Raw genomic sequence first — 14,262 nt, forward strand, 5'->3', positions numbered from 1 at the left:
ACTCCAGAACATCGACCATGCGGTCCATACCGAACAAATCGACTGACAGGCTATGGACCGCACCGAGCGCTTCTATCATATCGACCGACTGCTCAACGAACGCCGCGTGGTGCCGGTCCAGACCTTCCTCGACGAACTCGAGGTCTCGCTCGCGACCTTCAAGCGTGACCTGGAATACCTCCGGGAACGCTTCAACGCCCCCATCGTCTGGGACCGCGACGCCGGCGGCTATCGCTTCGATGCGCCATTGTCCGGGCCACGTTACGAGTTGCCAGGCCTCTGGTTCAATGCCTCGGAAGTTTTCGCGCTGCTCACAATGCAGCAGCTCCTCAAAAACCTCGAACCAGGACTGCTTTCGCACCACGTCGAACCTCTTTTGACCCGGCTGCGCGCAATCATGGGCGAAGGAGACATTTCCGTTGAAGACATAGACAAGCGGATTCGCTTTCATCGGCAGGCCGCTCGGGCCCACGATGCCAAGCACTTCACCCCCATTGCCACTGCAGTGCTGCAACGTCGTCGAATCACTATCGACCACTACGTGCGCACGCGTGACGAGACCGTTCGTCGCGAGGTCTCCCCGCAGCGCCTGACCTTCTACCGGGAGGCCTGGTACCTCGTGCCTGGTGTCACCTCCGCGAGGGACTCCGCAGCTTTGCCCTCGATGCAATCCGCGAGGTCACCCTCTCTACGGATAAGGCGAAGGAAGTCAGCGGCCGGGAGATACGCAAGGTTCTCGACGGAGGCTACGGCATTTTTTCAGGGAAAGAGGTGGAATGGGCTGAACTAGAGTTCACAGCCGAACAAGCGCGATGGGTCAGCCGCGAGGTCTGGCACCAGAACCAAAAGGGGCGATTTCAGGACGACGGGACTTACCGGCTGCAGGTGCCGTTTAGCAACCCCACCGAACTCACGATGGATATCCTGCGTCATGTGCCGGCGGTGAAGGTCATCGAACCGGCATCGCTGCGGGAACGCGTGCGTCAGCAGCTTGAGCGAGGGATGCAGAATATTTAGGACGCCCCATCCCGCGAGCAACTCAGCTACCAGAATCTCTCCGCACCGTCCAAAGGAGTGGGGCATCACGCAGACACGCACCGGGCGTCGTCATCCACATCATCCTGCTCAATGACGCACAGCCCTGAGCTGGAACCGTTCGGAATCCCGTTGGAGGAACCTTCCACAATGACCAAGCGCAGTCGAGCGACGGCTGTCGTCGAACACGAGGGTCGAATTGTCCTTACCGAAACGCGTCATGGACTGATTCTTCTCCCCGGTGGGGGCATCAATCGCGGTGAACCGCCACTTGCGGCTGCAGTTCGGGAACTCGACGAAGAGACCGGTTTGGTCGCAACTCAGGGCATCTACCTGTTCGAGCACGAATCGCCTTCGAACCGCCATTTTGTGTTTTGGCTATCGGCCACTGGAGCACCGACTCCACGTGACGATGCCGTCGCACTCCACTTCCTTGCCCGCGACGAGCAGCCTGGCCCGCTGCGATTGTCACCTGCGACGCATGAAATCCTCCGCAAATACCTTGCGTTGACGAATGCGAATCGCGACTTGTTTGCGATGCTTGCCGCACTCGAAGCTGGATAGATTGGCGACACGCCTCCAATCCTGGCCCATCTCACGGACTTGTGACCTCGTCGATGACCACAACATCGTTCTTCACGCCGTAGAGCACCTGCCCGGCGGGTGCCACCAAGGCGGCGGACTCACAATGAGCGGCTTGGTCATCGAAAAAGAAGTCGGGCTCGAATTCGTTCAGAAAAGGACCTTTGGGGAGCCCCCCGAGGAACATCGCCTCGTCGACGCCGATGTCCCAGGCCATCAGCGTCCGGATGGCGCGCTCATGCGCAGGAGCACTCCGCGCCGTCACCAAGGCGGTGCGAATCCGCATCGGCACACCGGCACCGACACTCTGCAACTGGTGTAACGCCGCAAGAAATGGTTTGAAGGGACCTGGCGGAAGAGGAATCTTGGCCTTCGCGACCTCGTGGGCCTGAAACTGACTCAAGTCGCCGAGATGGAAGATGCGCTCGGCCTCGTCGCTGAACAAGACCGAGTCGCCGTCGAAGGCAATCCGAATTTCCCCAGGATTCCGTTGCGCGTCAGCAACCGACTGCGGATACACCTGCGCGGCGGGAAAATGGTGATTGAGCGCCTCGCGGACGTCCTCACCGTTTGCGGACAGGAAGAGGTTTGCATTGAGCGGCTTGAGATAGCGATGCGGCGGCGCCCCCCGCGTAAAGATACCGCGCTCGAGCGTGAGCCCATGGTGCGTCGCCGAGGCGAAGACGCGCAGGCCACTTGCCGGGTCATTGCGCGAGAGAATTGCCACCTCCACGCGCTGCTGGTCGGGCGTATTGAAGGCAAGCAGTTTCTTGATGAGGGCGAAGGCAACACCCGGTTCAGCCGGCTGGTCGAGACGCTCGAGTTGCAATTTCATGTAGCGGCTATCGTCGGCCGCATCGAATACCTCGTTCTCATCCTGAAGTCGAACAGGGCACGCGAAGAGATGGCCACGACCAGTTTGCCATCCAGGGATGCGGGCATTACAAACCTCCAACTGTTTGTTCTCGACACACAGCGGGCACGCAATCGTGACATGGAAGTAGGTTCTGAACCGTAACCTGCCGCCGCCGCACATGCATCTTTGACGGATTGCTCCAAGAATACGGCACACGGTAGCTCGGCACATGAGCCTCCCCGCGCCTTCGTACCCATGTTTTGAACTCTCGGTCTTCGGCCGACGGCCAAAGTTCGGCGAACTCAGCAATTCTTCATACTGTACTTTGACGTCGGAGAGCCCGCCTACTCACCATAACCGCGGCGCTCGCTAGGAGCTTGAACAGTCGTTGCCCACCTACTGCAACCGACTCTCACCGGACGTTCAACCCAGTTGATGCTAGACACCAGCTTACTATCTAACGCCCTACGGCCATAAACCAGTTGTGGCGACCGAGAATAGCTCGGCCATGACAGCTTTCGCTGTCACTCCCTCGCAAAGTGCCAAATATCCTCATTTTCGTGGTGTACCAGTAGCCTTTCCGCAAGGATTTTTCCCACGTGGGAAAAATAGTTGCCGGTCTTGCTGGAAGTGTAGGCTTCGTGGCAATCGAGAAATTTCCCTCTAGCAATTGACGCATGGAGAAGCGGAACAATCGTCTTGGGCGGCGAACTTCGTTCATGAAACTCCTTGGCGAGACCCTTTACAGTCCAACTCGTATACCTTTTGAATTTCTCATTCTCCACCGGAAGTTCAATTGCTCGACGGCAAAATTCAAATGCAAAACCTCCAAACGTAAGAATCAGCTTAGGGCGACTTCTCGAAAAACGTTCTCTGAAACTGCAAAGGCGTTTTTCCAGACGCGCCCATTCCGCTTCAGTTGAAGGCCGAAGGCGATGATTGGATATGGCATTGCGAATATGGATTTTCGAACAATCTACGCGACGACCAGCGCTAAATGCATACCCCTGTATCTCATTGAGAATCGGAGTCCAAATACTATGTCGAGTGGGATGCTTTGGGTCAAGCGCAACATCAAGTTCTTTGGACCATCCTTGCGGATTTGAGTCCCCAATCAACCAGACGCTACTTGAAATGTCGCCACTAGATTTCATGAATTATCTCTATCAAAATGATAGCCGACCGCATCATTTATAACCACACGGGAGTCTCTCTACATTTGACGAGCCAAGCGATTACTCATTAGCTGCAGTAGAATCAGGCTTCCTTCTTGAAGAGACGAGTAAATTCCTTCTGGGCTTCGCGTGGGAGGATGCGGTACATCGTTAGCAGGGCGTCGGCCAAACGATTCGGTGCCGTATCTTCCGAAGCATTATCGAGTATCCCCACGCGGATGACCGAAACGCGAGCGAGTGAGCTGGGTTTCTTGGCAAAGTTTGCCAAATATTCGTTAAGCCCCTCCATCAACTCATTGCGTTCGGGGCCTGCGGACACTTCAGCGAACCAACCCCGCAGGGCGGCTTCAGTTTTTCTGCCATCCATTTGGACGTTATTGGCGTCGTAGTCTTCCGCAGTTAGGCCTATATAGCCTACCCACTTTGAGGGTGCGTACAGCGTTCGCCCGTTCTCCTTCAATACGAACCATGAGCGAAAATGACTTAAGGTTCTGACTAACTCGTTGTCGCGACTGTTAGCCTCAATTTCTTGCTGAAAGGTACGGATGTTATCGACGGCTTGTTCAGCCTTTGTGACGATTCGGAGAGTGGGCACTGGATACCTCTTGGCAAGAAATACATGTAATCAATGAGCCGCACGGGACATTGAACACATTATTTCGCACCCCGTTGCAATGTGTCAACCGACACATTGCACACATTCGTGTTCGCTAACCGCTTGATAGCCCTTGAGGTGGATTTCGGGCCCAGCAATAGATGTCTCTCACCGATGAGTGGGCACTAATGACCGATGCCGACAACGGACCGCCCCTGCCGGAGCCATCGTAGGCTTGCAGCGGCTCGTTTCGGGAGAGAACGCATCCACCATCCGTGGGCCAAGTTCTTCTGCAAGTACGACTTCGTTTAAGCCGGTTGCTCTTCGAATTGCTTTGTTTCAAGCCGAACACGACGCGCGCCCAGCAGGTCACCTTCGAAAATCTAGTAGCCCGAACCGCTGACCGAAGTCGATTTGTAGCCCATCTCATGAAGTGCCTTAAGGGCAGCAGCGAAAGGCTCAGCACGTCCGGACGCGCCCTTACCTACAGGAGTCGCACTCAGCGAGTGCCTCGTGGAAATCCCGTCGCGAACATCTCAGTTGCGCCACGTGGAGCCTCCGGAGGACTAGCCGGGGTGACCGTTGGTACCTTGACCTCGCGAGTCATTCCCAGCGTGCTGGAACGACTGCGATATTCGAACCATCGACCACGAGGAACACCCGGTCGTTGCTCCCCAACCCTTCGTCTGTAAGGAGGTGGGCGAGCCTTGTCTCGGTCCCGTCGGCCGCAACCACGTCGGGGCAAATCCAAACATAGAGGTTGTGTTCGGTTGCCCGAAGCCCGGCCCGATAGAGACGGCGGCCAATACGGAGTACGACTGGTATCCGTTCCCCTTTGCGATGCGGCATGCCATGAGCGCGGTCCGCCCGCACGTGAATTTCCATGCGCTCGGTTCCGTCCGCGTACTGGCTTCCAAGCCCGCGCACGACACCGTCAATGATGATAGCCATCGCCCCTCCTATTGCTCACCAGTCTCACCGAACTCCAGCGAGATTCCGGGCTTCATCCGATAGAACACGCGGACGCCTCCCTTTTCCGTCGGTTCTTCGACCAGGTCGAACAGTTCGGTCGCGACAATCAAGGCCTTCAGGCTCTTGTAGCCGCAGCGCTCCTTGAGGGCCTTCGTCTCCTCCGGAGCATGCAGTCGTAACAGGTTTCCCGCGGTGTTGAGCAGAACGTAGCCGTCGTCACGCCCCATCTTCTGTGCGATGTCGCCGAGCAGCAAAACAGGTCGACTATGCCGCAGGTCGGTGAGCGAAAAGTGCTTCGCCCATTCGCCCGACAACAGGAATTCACCTGTCTGACGCCAACCATCCTCCAACGCACCCACAAGGCTCTTCAAGTGCTCGAACTCGGGGAGAACGTTCGCTCGCTGTCGGTCGAGGTACTCATCCGCTGCTCGCATGCTTTCCATCGACATCAAGTCCCAGCGTGGGAGGAAGTGGTGGACCAGTTCATTGCGTTCAGCCACCGCGGCCGCTAGTGCCGATTTCCGTTCTTCGTAATACGCGTTATCAACCTCCAGCCCGAATCCGATGGAAAACCAGAGGCCAGCGAGGTCATCCGGCGCTTCACGCGGTCGCCCCTTGTCAGTCAGGGCATCCTCGAGAAACGCCCCGACCAAATTGCCCATGGTCTGCTTTTCGACTCTTTCCTCCTGCCTCTTCTGTTTCGCATGCAGCTCGTGTACGTAACCTGCCAGCGAGCTTTTGGCGATGAGGAGCTTGAGCATTCGCTCGATTTGCTGGAAGAGCAGGAGATTCCGGCCCATCTTGCGCATAACCTCATTGCGCATCGCCTCGTGCTCCGCATCCACGACAGGAGGGGGCGAGGCTTCGGTCACGGGCTCAGCGGGGGCGAGCTGAACCACGAAGGTCATGCTGGAATCACTGTCCGCCATCTCATCCCTCACACCCATCTGTTCCAGGCCATCCGCAGGAGTGCAGCATTCGCCGCGATGCGGTCGAATCGCTCAGGGTCGAAGTCCGTACCGGCCCACGCCAGCCAATCCTGCGCCTCTTCGGACATTCTGCGGGTGGTGATGGCCTCCACGAACTCCATATACGAATCCGCGCCACCGACATCCTCGGGCGGACAGGCGCGCTCGCCAGCTGCGACTTCGGCAACACCATCTGGCTCACTGGGTTCCGGGTCGACGGCCTCGACGATGATGCGATGGCTCCAGCTGTCGCCGAAGTCGTATCGATAGACGAAATGGTCGCCCGCTTTGACCAGCTTTGAGAGTTTCGCGCGCCGCTCGTCGCTCACCGGGCGCTCCGGGTCGTCATCGGGGTGAGGAACCGCGAACACCTGCCCGGCAATCTCGAATTCGTGGAGGTGGGCATCGGTCCACCCCATGGCAGCCTGAAGATAGTGATGCAGTTTCCCGAGGCTGACTGAACCATCAACCAGGATGCGTCGCCAGATGAGCGGCCGGACGCCCTCAAGCTCGATTCGCAACGTGTAGGTGTGGGTGAGATTTCGAGAAGACATGACCCATCCGCATGAAGAAATGATACGTACCTATTCTAGGCGGGAGCCGGACCTTACGGAGGTCAACTTTGGGTGGGCATGAATCGCTTCACGCGGCCTTGTATCCAAGTTGCGATATGAGGAGACGGGACCGCCAACCGCCCCACGAATGCTCAAGAAGACGCGCTGCGACTAAGCTCGTCTTGTTGCGGGGCTTGCTCCGCGGCGGTTCGGCGCATCGACGTGCCTGTCCGGCTGGAGCATCTTGCCCCGGGAAGCCACATACCCCGGGAAAACACCCATAAATACTTAGCCGCTAATAGGCATTAGGGGCAAAAAGCCGGTTTGCCATCCTGGTTCGAGGCAGGTGTGAACTGCGTCCAGAAAATGCACACAGCGCTTCAACGGAACAGCGGAACAGCGGAACAGGCTCATCTTCGGAACCGACTTCAAGGTGTTCACGCGACAACCGAGGTCGAGCTGGCCCTCCGCTCTTTTCCAGTCCTCGGCTGTGTGAACCAGAGGCTGCTGGTCGACCACTAATATCCCGTTGGTCGTAATGAATGAACTTATCACTTACGCACGCCCGTGGCATCATTCGACTTGCATTGCCCTCACCTATTGAATCAACTCCCGGCCCTCAACGTGACCATGAACCTCCGCAGCTACAGCCTCCCGCAGCTCAAGCAACTCCGCACCCGAATCGAGAAAGAAATCGCCAAGCAGGCGTCAGCGGGGAAGGTATCCGTTCTCAAGAGGCTGCGAAAACTGGCCCACGAGCACGGGCTGTCACTCGAGGAAGTCCTTGGGGGCGCAGCCCCGGTCAAGGCGACGAAGGCAATACCCACGAGTGTGGCAACTCCGAAAGCGCCCCTACCTGTGAAATACCGGCACCCCTCGAAGCAGGACCTCGCGTGGTCCGGGCGTGGTCGCAAGCCGCAGTGGGTCGAAATGTGGCTCACTCAGGGCGGAGCCTTGGAAGCATTGTCCACGGCCGCGCAGAAGTTCGAGAAGAAACAGCAACGCAAGGCAATGGCCTCCCGGGAGAGCGAATCAGCACGCCCCGTTGTCGCATCGGAAAATGTTGCCCCTGCTGATGTCGCGGCCACGACCGAGTAACCCAACTACCTTCTTTTCGCATACGGGAACATGGCGATGACCCAAAGTTCAGGCGCTGCAAAACCTCGGAAACAGCCAGCACTGCGTTTCAAGAATGGTGAAGACGTCCGCGAGATACGCAGAAAGCTCGGTATGAATCAAGCTGAATTCTGGAGCAAGCTTTCAGTGACGCAGTCCGGAGGCTCCCGATACGAATCGGGCCGAAGCATCCCTGGGCCAGTCCGCATGCTGTTGCACATGACCTATGGTACGGAGAAGCAAGCCACCGATTTGCTGGCTTGGCTCCGCGAGAGGTCATAGCCGATACGGGAACGCTAGACGAAATGACTTTGACGAAAGCAGACCTCATTCAACTCATCGTCGACACCGTTGGTTTGAACAAGCGCGAAGCTGCGGACATGGTCGAAGCATTCTTCGAGGAGATTTCACGTGCGCTGGAGGCTGGCGATGACGTCAAACTGTCGGGCTTCGGCGGATTCCACCTTCGCGACAAGCCCGCACGCCCCGGTCGCAATCCGAAGACGGGCAAAACTGCGGTTGTCACCGCCCGTCGCGTGGTGACTTTTCATCCGAGCCAGAAGCTAAAGGTGGCGGTTCGCGGCCTTGCGAACCCTGACGATACAGCCCGGGGACCAGGCGAATTCGAGGCGGCGGAAGATAGTCGTACGCGCCGGACAGTTTGGGAGCCGGCTTAAGCGAAGGCCTGAGCCACTGGCGTTCGACCCAATGTGCCCGTCCTTCGATTAAAGACCACCTTCCTCGCCAGACCTCCGGGCAGTAGACATTGCCGCACCGCGGCTGGGAGGTGACCGAAAATGTGCCAGGCCCGTCCGAGTGTCGTGACGAGCCCGTCATCCCGAGCTGTTCACGCGGCAAGCCCACCGCAAACCACGCCACGGGTACCCGACGGGCGCCGATGGACGCCGCGAAGCATACCAACGAAGGCATAAATGGGCGCACACAAGAACAGTCCCGAGTGTAGCGGGAATCGCAAATAACGTTCGTGAAATCGAGGTTTAATTGCGCAGCGCTCGAAATTACGAGCACAACCTTGACACGACACTGAGCCATCACCACTATCGTTCGTAGTTTCGAGAATAAAGCCAAAGAGCCTCGTTTTTACGAACATGAAGGTCAGCCAGTCCGCCACTCTCTCGCCCCAGCTGCTGGAACAGAGCAAACAGCTCGGTCAACGTCTGGCCCGACTGCGCCTCGCCCGCCGCATCAAGCAGACCGATGCTGCGGTGCGCGCGGGATTGTCCCGCAACACGGTTTACCGGCTCGAACGGGGCGACCCCGGACTCGCCATCGGCCAAGTGCTACGTTACCTCGACGCGATTGCTCCAGGCAGCACGCTGCTGGACCTCCTGTCCGAGTCGGACCCGGCCCTTTTATCACTCAGGATTCGCGAGCAGTCCAAGCGCGTGCGCGACTTGACGTCTTCCGAACTCGACGAGTTGGACTTCTAACCACGATGGCTGTGAAGGACGCCAAGCTCATGGTCTTCGCCCACCTTGGCGCGACGTGGGCCCCCTGCGGCCAACTCGTCCTCACAGAGGAAGACAACCGCCTGCTCGCTTCGAGCTTCGCTTATGGTCTGAACTACCTCAAGGGCGAGGGCGCGCTCGAGGCGGACCCGGTGAGCCTAAGCCTCGCCGACGTGGCAGCGGTACGGGGCAAGCGTCTACTGCCCGTCAACCAGCTTCCCTTCTTCGGCGGCATCCGTGACGCAGCTCCTGATGCCTGGGGACGGCGGGTCATCGCAGCCAAGCTCAAGGTGCCCGCCAACAGCCTGCCGGAATCGCAGTATCTCTTGCATGCTGGGGCCGAGCGCGTCGGGGTGCTGGACATCCGCAGTGAAATCCACGATGTCCCCTCCTCTGGCGCAGGTGGGTGGCACACGCTGGTTAACCTGGTGGAAGCCGCCGAACGCATCGACGAGAGCCTGCCCGTCCCCGCACACTTGGAGGGCATCTTCTTTGATGGCGCCGCCCTGGGCGGAGCGCGCCCCAAGGCCTCGATACGTGACGAGGAGGGGGTGCTGTGGTTGGCAAAGTTCTCCAGTCGGCACGATGCCTTCGACGTGCCCGGCGTCGAGTACGCGGCACTCCAACTGGCCCGTCACGCCGGACTGACGGTTCCGCCGGTGCACACGCTCATGCTGGGCAACCGGCGGGTCATGCTCATTCGGCGATTCGACCGGTACTGGGCCGCGCCGGGGGCCGTGCTCGACCCGGGGGCCGAACTGCTGGCCACCGGCCCCGGAGAAGGGCGCGTCGAGCACCGGATGGGTTTCGTCAGCGGGCTGACGCTGGTGGCTTGCGACGAGACCGAATCACGCACCAAGTCCTACGCCGACCTCGCTGAGGCGGTACGCCGCTACTGCCACCCCGGCGTCATCCGCCAGGACAACGAAGAGCTGTTCAAGCGGATGGTGTACAACATCTTCGTGAGCAACGACGACGACCATCTTCGGAATCATGGCTTCGTCCGCGACCCCAGGTTGCCGGGCTGGCGATTGAGCCCCCTTTACGATGTGCTGCCGCGCCCGAGCCGGGCAAGCGAGCGTTTCCTGCACCTGGATATTGGTCCGCGAGGCCGACTGGCAACGCTCGACAACGCGGTCGCTGCTCATGACCGGTTCACGCTGTCACGGGCGACGGCATGCCGGGCCATCGGCGACATCTGGCGCGTGGTGCGTCAATGGCGCATGTATTTCTCCGAGGCCGGCGTGTCGGACTCGGACCAGGACAAGATTGCCCCTGCATTCCGGCACATCGACGATATCTCATCGGCGGAGCTGCGCCGGTCACTTCCGTGACGCCTGACGTGGTTAAGCAGTGGTGAGGGCCGGCTGCGTCCCAAAACAACGCGCACTCCGTGGGGTGAGCGAGGTTCCGCAGCACGTCCTGACACTCGATATAGCGGGTTCCGACAACATCGCGTAGCGCAGGTGGCCGAATTTCTGCACTGTCGACGCCCTCGGATTAACCGGTCCGCTCCTACGTCGCGGCAAGGGTTAATCCCGCTTGTCTGTGCCCCCTCTGCACTGCAGCACGCTCGTCAACCCGGAACACTCAGCCGTGCAGCTTCCACCCTCGAACATCCGACATACGCGTGGCGGACTCCTCCTTCGCTCCACAGCATCACCCCCAACGCGCCACGCCTGCACCAATGACTCCGGCCAGGTCATCGCGTTCCTGGCCGGCTTCGATGCGGCCCTGCGGGAGCTCGAAGACACAATCAGGCGCCTCCCGATGGCTCGAGTCCTGGCCAGAGTTTCTGGCTCAATCGCCATCCCTGGCAGGCAACCCTGTCCACCGACGCGCTGGTCCCAGCACACCCCAAGAGCTCTCGCTTCCAGGTTCCTCGGAGCTGCAGTTGACGCTTGCCTCAGCCATCGCCAAACGCGTAGTAGACTTGTGTAACCCGAAGGGCGGCCTGCCAGGGTCGCCGACCTGGATGACCTCGAACGCGCTGCACACATCGCACTCCTCGCCCTGCCGGAACTCGAACGGACGGTGAGGCGCCTCGCCATGGTTCGACTCCTGGCCAGAGCCGTGGCTCAATCGCCGTCCCTGGTTGGCGGCCCTGTCCACCGAAGGCCCACACCCCAGTGAACCACACAAACTTGCGCATCAAGGTTCCCTCGGGTTGCGGCTTCGCTCGTCACCCCAGCCATCGGTAAGCCTACTGGCGCGGCGGAAACTCGCGTACCCCGAAGGACGGCCTGCCAGGGTCGCCGGGTCGGCGACCTGGAGAATCTCCACTCGCACCTTGTTCCCTCCCGACGGCACTCGTCAGCCCGACTTCGTCTCGCCCATTGGGATAGCTGTCGCGCCGGCGCACTCGGCCTGCTCGCACTCACCGAGGGCGGGCTTAACCCGTCCTGGCACACACGCACATCTGCCTATACTCACCAGAACGACCTCCATGGGACTGGCGGAGTTCGCTCAAGAAGACGGGTTAAGCCGCTGGGGCGGGGGAACCTAGTAGAAACCTATGGGTTGACCTAGGGCGGCCGGCAGGAAAGAAATCGAGCCCTTCTTAGCGCCTGATTTTCACCCAAACGGCATTTATACACTACATGCATCACACTTTATAGCTCTGCGCATCACACTTTCCAACTATGAATATCACACTTTTTCACTACCTACATCACACTTTGCAACAAACGGCGGGGGCCGCATGAAGAAACTGGCCCCTCGTACTCCCACCAGCGGAACTGAAAAGGGAAGGCAGCTGCGACAGGAAGCCGACGCAGTCATGCAAGTCATCGAAGGTGCAAACCCGGAAGCATTGCTGGAAGCCCTGCGGTCCGCTAATGCGAGTCTCCGGCGCGAAGCTGACCGTGCGGACAATCCTGCGACCTACGAGGCGGCGGTGCGCATCCTCGATAGTTACACACACCCCGACCTTGTTCTCGAGGCACGGCAAGTTCAGGCGGTTCGCTTCCGTTCGGACGTGTTCTTGCCCGTTTTCGAAGAGGGGCAGTCCGCACTACCCAACTGTTTCGTGCGGTCCTCGTTATTTCCCGGAGCAGACCCTGAGCCACTACCTGCCTCCACGGCGGCCCCCCTGAGCGCCGTGGAGAACACCAGCCATGCGGAGAGCCCTGTGAGCGAAATTCCGCTGCACGAGGTGAAGGTGCAGTCGACGAAGAAGAGGAAGATTACCCTGACTCTGGAAGGCGAGTGCCTCCAATCGTACGACCGGCGGATTTTCGCTGCGTGCATATCACGATATCGAGACCATCCGCTGGCACATGGCGCCGATTGCCCGTGGATGGAGCTCACCTTGGGCGCGCTTGCGAAGGAGGTGTGCGTCACCCGAGGACCGACCACCTACGCCGCCATGAGGGCAAGCCTAATTCGCCTCGGGAGAACGACACTCACCGTTGGCCAGTCGTTAGGGAAGAAACGCATCACGTTGGCACCGTTGCTCGAGGTTCAATTGCCCCCTGCTGACGCGCCCGACGCACGAAAGGTACGCTTCCGCATTCATGAGAACATCGCCGAGCTGTATGGGCGGAATGATTGGAGGCGCATCCCGATGGGGGTGCTATCCAAGCAGGGCCTCGTCGGATGGCTCGGGTCGTTTTACGCGTCCCATTCCATAGCCAAGGAGATTGCTGTTGGACACCTCTACAAGCTGTCCGGTCTCCGATGTCGCGACTCGGACTTCCCCAGGCTCCTCAAGGACGCATTGGGAAAACTGAAGGACACTGGCACCCCAAGCGCGGCCCGCGTGACCTCCTTCAAGGTTTGGCGGACGGAGGCGGGTGTTCTGACCACGAAGGTCAAGACAGCGACCATGACGGATTCCGACTAGCACACTGGCGCAGACCGATGACGAAGGGGCGGTTCTCGTTTCGACTGAACGGACATATTCAAGTGGGAGGGGGAGAGGACGATGCCTTTCTATCCCGTTGAGCCGCCGCCGCTCCGCTTCGCGCCCTTTCCGCGTCGCGAAGCGGCAAAGCCGGACGACGTCTGATGACGTACAGAATGGCTACAGGCGAGCTATCCCATTTTCCACCCAAGTTCAGGCACTCGCTCGACGGGGCTTCACGTCACAGACCTGTAAGTCCAAGGAGCGCAGCATGTTCACCAGCGCCACCCCTTCCGTCGTGGCACCCGCGCCCGTGGTCACCGCGACTCCGGCATATCGGAAGTAGTCGCCGCCCTGCGTGATAGGCGCAATTTAAGTGAGTCCGGGCGATTGAACGCCTTCAGCGTGAGCACCTGCGCCACGCGAAGCTCGCGCTGTAGTTTCACGCCCTGGAACCGCGTTCTGGCAATAGCACACGATGCTCCGCTCGGACACCTTGCTCACAGAGCGGCCTCTGCGCCGACGGCTGGCATCTCATCCCAGCCCTTCATATCAACAGGGGGCGGCGCCTTTTCGTCACACTGCGCCAGCAGCTCATTGAGCGCATACTGCTTTCTCGTTCGCGGGGTCAGGGCCAGCCCCCCCTCTCCGCTTGACCGTGTTCTCCGGCGGATTGAGCCGCCCAATCAGATAGTCTTCGAGCGCCGGCGCCAAGTAATTCAGCGCCATGGGAAAGCCGATGGTGCCGATGGAGTCGACTTCAAGGTCCCGCCAGCGCTCCCGCGGGACATAGCTTTCGCCGTCTTGTGCGACTCGCATCACGTGCGACAACAAGCGGCGGCTGATGCCGCGGTCCACGTAGATGCCGCCACCCCGGCTACTCCCCAGCCCGATGTACACCAGCTCGCCCTTACGGAACAAGGCGTAGAGCCCCCCGAGCAGGTAGTTCGGCACCGCACCGCGCCAGCCCCAAGTGAAATCCCAGGACGGCGCAGGGCCGTCAACCGAACTCCAGTGCCGCACGAAAAACTCGTTGGTATGTCGTGCCAGTTCGTCACGCGTCGTCATTGTCAGTCCGGCTCCTACCGCAAAATCC

The 14,262-nt window shown here is 59.6% G+C and carries 16 protein-coding genes; 9 read left to right on the forward strand and 7 right to left on the reverse strand.

Annotated elements, in window-relative coordinates:
- Nucleotides 1–52: 52 nt before the first annotated feature.
- The 3 genes from GPA27_RS29580 to GPA27_RS01960 all read left to right on the forward strand — a co-directional run bounded on the left by GPA27_RS29580 (nucleotide 53) and on the right by GPA27_RS01960 (nucleotide 1,599).
- Nucleotides 53–790 (forward strand): helix-turn-helix transcriptional regulator, encoded by a 738-nt coding sequence (locus GPA27_RS29580; RefSeq protein ID WP_444541834.1) that lies wholly within the window; start codon nucleotides 53–55, stop codon nucleotides 788–790.
- Nucleotides 772–1,017 (forward strand): WYL domain-containing protein, encoded by a 246-nt coding sequence (locus tag GPA27_RS29585; RefSeq protein ID WP_444541835.1) that lies wholly within the window; start codon nucleotides 772–774, stop codon nucleotides 1,015–1,017. Before GPA27_RS29580 ends, GPA27_RS29585 begins: the two co-directional genes overlap by 19 nt.
- Nucleotides 1,018–1,185: 168 nt before the next feature.
- On the forward strand, nucleotides 1,186–1,599 hold the full coding sequence (locus GPA27_RS01960) for an NUDIX domain-containing protein (RefSeq protein WP_211164776.1): 414 nt from the start codon (nucleotides 1,186–1,188) through the stop codon (nucleotides 1,597–1,599).
- A gap of 31 nt (nucleotides 1,600–1,630) precedes the next feature.
- On the opposite strand, the gene GPA27_RS01965 is transcribed toward GPA27_RS01960, so the two are convergent.
- The 6 genes from GPA27_RS01965 to GPA27_RS01990 form a co-directional block, all read right to left on the reverse strand.
- Nucleotides 1,631–2,452 (reverse strand): 5'-nucleotidase, encoded by an 822-nt coding sequence (locus GPA27_RS01965; protein ID WP_246260902.1) that lies wholly within the window; start codon nucleotides 2,450–2,452, stop codon nucleotides 1,631–1,633.
- 545 nt (nucleotides 2,453–2,997) lie between these two features.
- Nucleotides 2,998–3,627 (reverse strand): hypothetical protein, encoded by a 630-nt coding sequence (locus GPA27_RS01970; RefSeq protein ID WP_169137270.1) that lies wholly within the window; start codon nucleotides 3,625–3,627, stop codon nucleotides 2,998–3,000.
- Between the two features lie 103 nt (nucleotides 3,628–3,730).
- On the reverse strand, nucleotides 3,731–4,243 hold the full coding sequence (locus GPA27_RS01975) for a hypothetical protein (RefSeq protein ID WP_169137272.1): 513 nt from the start codon (nucleotides 4,241–4,243) through the stop codon (nucleotides 3,731–3,733).
- A 603-nt stretch (nucleotides 4,244–4,846) separates the two neighbouring features.
- Nucleotides 4,847–5,194 carry a hypothetical protein gene (locus GPA27_RS01980; RefSeq protein WP_169137274.1) on the reverse strand — a complete coding sequence of 116 codons (348 nt, stop codon included), beginning with the start codon at nucleotides 5,192–5,194 and terminating at the stop codon, nucleotides 4,847–4,849.
- 8 nt (nucleotides 5,195–5,202) lie between these two features.
- Nucleotides 5,203–6,123, reverse strand: coding sequence for an LOTUS domain-containing protein (locus GPA27_RS01985; protein WP_169137276.1), 921 nt, complete (start codon nucleotides 6,121–6,123; stop codon nucleotides 5,203–5,205).
- Between the two features lie 29 nt (nucleotides 6,124–6,152).
- Complete coding sequence (locus GPA27_RS01990; RefSeq protein ID WP_169137278.1) at nucleotides 6,153–6,737, reverse strand: plasmid pRiA4b ORF-3 family protein; 585 nt, start codon at nucleotides 6,735–6,737, stop codon at nucleotides 6,153–6,155.
- A 630-nt stretch (nucleotides 6,738–7,367) separates the two neighbouring features.
- On the opposite strand from GPA27_RS01990, the gene GPA27_RS01995 reads away from it, so the two are divergent.
- The 6 genes from GPA27_RS01995 (at nucleotide 7,368) to GPA27_RS02015 (ending at nucleotide 13,166) form a co-directional block, all read left to right on the forward strand.
- Nucleotides 7,368–7,835 (forward strand): H-NS histone family protein, encoded by a 468-nt coding sequence (locus tag GPA27_RS01995; protein WP_169137323.1) that lies wholly within the window; start codon nucleotides 7,368–7,370, stop codon nucleotides 7,833–7,835.
- Nucleotides 7,836–7,871: 36 nt separating this feature from the next.
- Nucleotides 7,872–8,135, forward strand: a complete 264-nt coding sequence (locus GPA27_RS29435; protein WP_373322702.1) for a helix-turn-helix domain-containing protein — start codon at nucleotides 7,872–7,874, stop codon at nucleotides 8,133–8,135.
- Nucleotides 8,136–8,158: 23 nt separating this feature from the next.
- Entirely contained in the window at nucleotides 8,159–8,530 is a 372-nt protein-coding gene (locus GPA27_RS02000) for an integration host factor subunit alpha (protein WP_169137280.1), read from the forward strand.
- Nucleotides 8,531–8,962: 432 nt separating this feature from the next.
- Nucleotides 8,963–9,304 (forward strand): helix-turn-helix domain-containing protein, encoded by a 342-nt coding sequence (locus GPA27_RS02005; RefSeq protein WP_169137282.1) that lies wholly within the window; start codon nucleotides 8,963–8,965, stop codon nucleotides 9,302–9,304.
- 5 nt (nucleotides 9,305–9,309) lie between these two features.
- Nucleotides 9,310–10,656: a type II toxin-antitoxin system HipA family toxin gene (locus GPA27_RS02010; RefSeq protein ID WP_169137284.1), complete on the forward strand. Its 1,347-nt coding sequence runs from the start codon at nucleotides 9,310–9,312 to the stop codon at nucleotides 10,654–10,656.
- Between the two features lie 1,367 nt (nucleotides 10,657–12,023).
- Complete coding sequence (locus tag GPA27_RS02015; protein ID WP_169137286.1) at nucleotides 12,024–13,166, forward strand: hypothetical protein; 1,143 nt, start codon at nucleotides 12,024–12,026, stop codon at nucleotides 13,164–13,166.
- Between the two features lie 594 nt (nucleotides 13,167–13,760).
- Here the strand turns inward: GPA27_RS02015 and GPA27_RS02020 are convergent.
- Nucleotides 13,761–14,234, reverse strand: a complete 474-nt coding sequence (locus GPA27_RS02020) for a hypothetical protein (protein ID WP_169137288.1) — start codon at nucleotides 14,232–14,234, stop codon at nucleotides 13,761–13,763.
- Between the last annotated feature and the right edge of the window lie 28 nt (nucleotides 14,235–14,262).

The organism is Aromatoleum toluolicum, from assembly GCF_012911005.2.
Classification (GTDB): Bacteria; Pseudomonadota; Gammaproteobacteria; order Burkholderiales; family Rhodocyclaceae; genus Aromatoleum; species Aromatoleum toluolicum.

What these genes read in the sequence shown, in the direction of transcription:
- GPA27_RS29580 (WP_444541834.1), top strand. Translation starts at nt 53, where the DNA reads ATGGACCGCACCGAGCGCTTCTATCATATCGACCGACTGCTCAACGAA.
- GPA27_RS01960 (WP_211164776.1), top strand. Translation starts at nt 1,186, where the DNA reads ATGACCAAGCGCAGTCGAGCGACGGCTGTCGTCGAACACGAGGGTCGA.
- GPA27_RS01965 (WP_246260902.1), bottom strand. Translation starts at nt 2,452, where the DNA reads ATGAAATTGCAACTCGAGCGTCTCGACCAGCCGGCTGAACCGGGTGTT.
- GPA27_RS01970 (WP_169137270.1), bottom strand. Translation starts at nt 3,627, where the DNA reads ATGAAATCTAGTGGCGACATTTCAAGTAGCGTCTGGTTGATTGGGGAC.
- GPA27_RS01980 (WP_169137274.1), bottom strand. Translation starts at nt 5,194, where the DNA reads ATGGCTATCATCATTGACGGTGTCGTGCGCGGGCTTGGAAGCCAGTAC.
- GPA27_RS01985 (WP_169137276.1), bottom strand. Translation starts at nt 6,123, where the DNA reads ATGACCTTCGTGGTTCAGCTCGCCCCCGCTGAGCCCGTGACCGAAGCC.
- GPA27_RS01990 (WP_169137278.1), bottom strand. Translation starts at nt 6,737, where the DNA reads ATGTCTTCTCGAAATCTCACCCACACCTACACGTTGCGAATCGAGCTT.
- GPA27_RS01995 (WP_169137323.1), top strand. Translation starts at nt 7,368, where the DNA reads ATGAACCTCCGCAGCTACAGCCTCCCGCAGCTCAAGCAACTCCGCACC.
- GPA27_RS29435 (WP_373322702.1), top strand. Translation starts at nt 7,872, where the DNA reads ATGACCCAAAGTTCAGGCGCTGCAAAACCTCGGAAACAGCCAGCACTG.
- GPA27_RS02000 (WP_169137280.1), top strand. Translation starts at nt 8,159, where the DNA reads ATGACTTTGACGAAAGCAGACCTCATTCAACTCATCGTCGACACCGTT.
- GPA27_RS02005 (WP_169137282.1), top strand. Translation starts at nt 8,963, where the DNA reads ATGAAGGTCAGCCAGTCCGCCACTCTCTCGCCCCAGCTGCTGGAACAG.
- GPA27_RS02010 (WP_169137284.1), top strand. Translation starts at nt 9,310, where the DNA reads ATGGCTGTGAAGGACGCCAAGCTCATGGTCTTCGCCCACCTTGGCGCG.
- GPA27_RS02015 (WP_169137286.1), top strand. Translation starts at nt 12,024, where the DNA reads ATGAAGAAACTGGCCCCTCGTACTCCCACCAGCGGAACTGAAAAGGGA.
- GPA27_RS02020 (WP_169137288.1), bottom strand. Translation starts at nt 14,234, where the DNA reads ATGACGACGCGTGACGAACTGGCACGACATACCAACGAGTTTTTCGTG.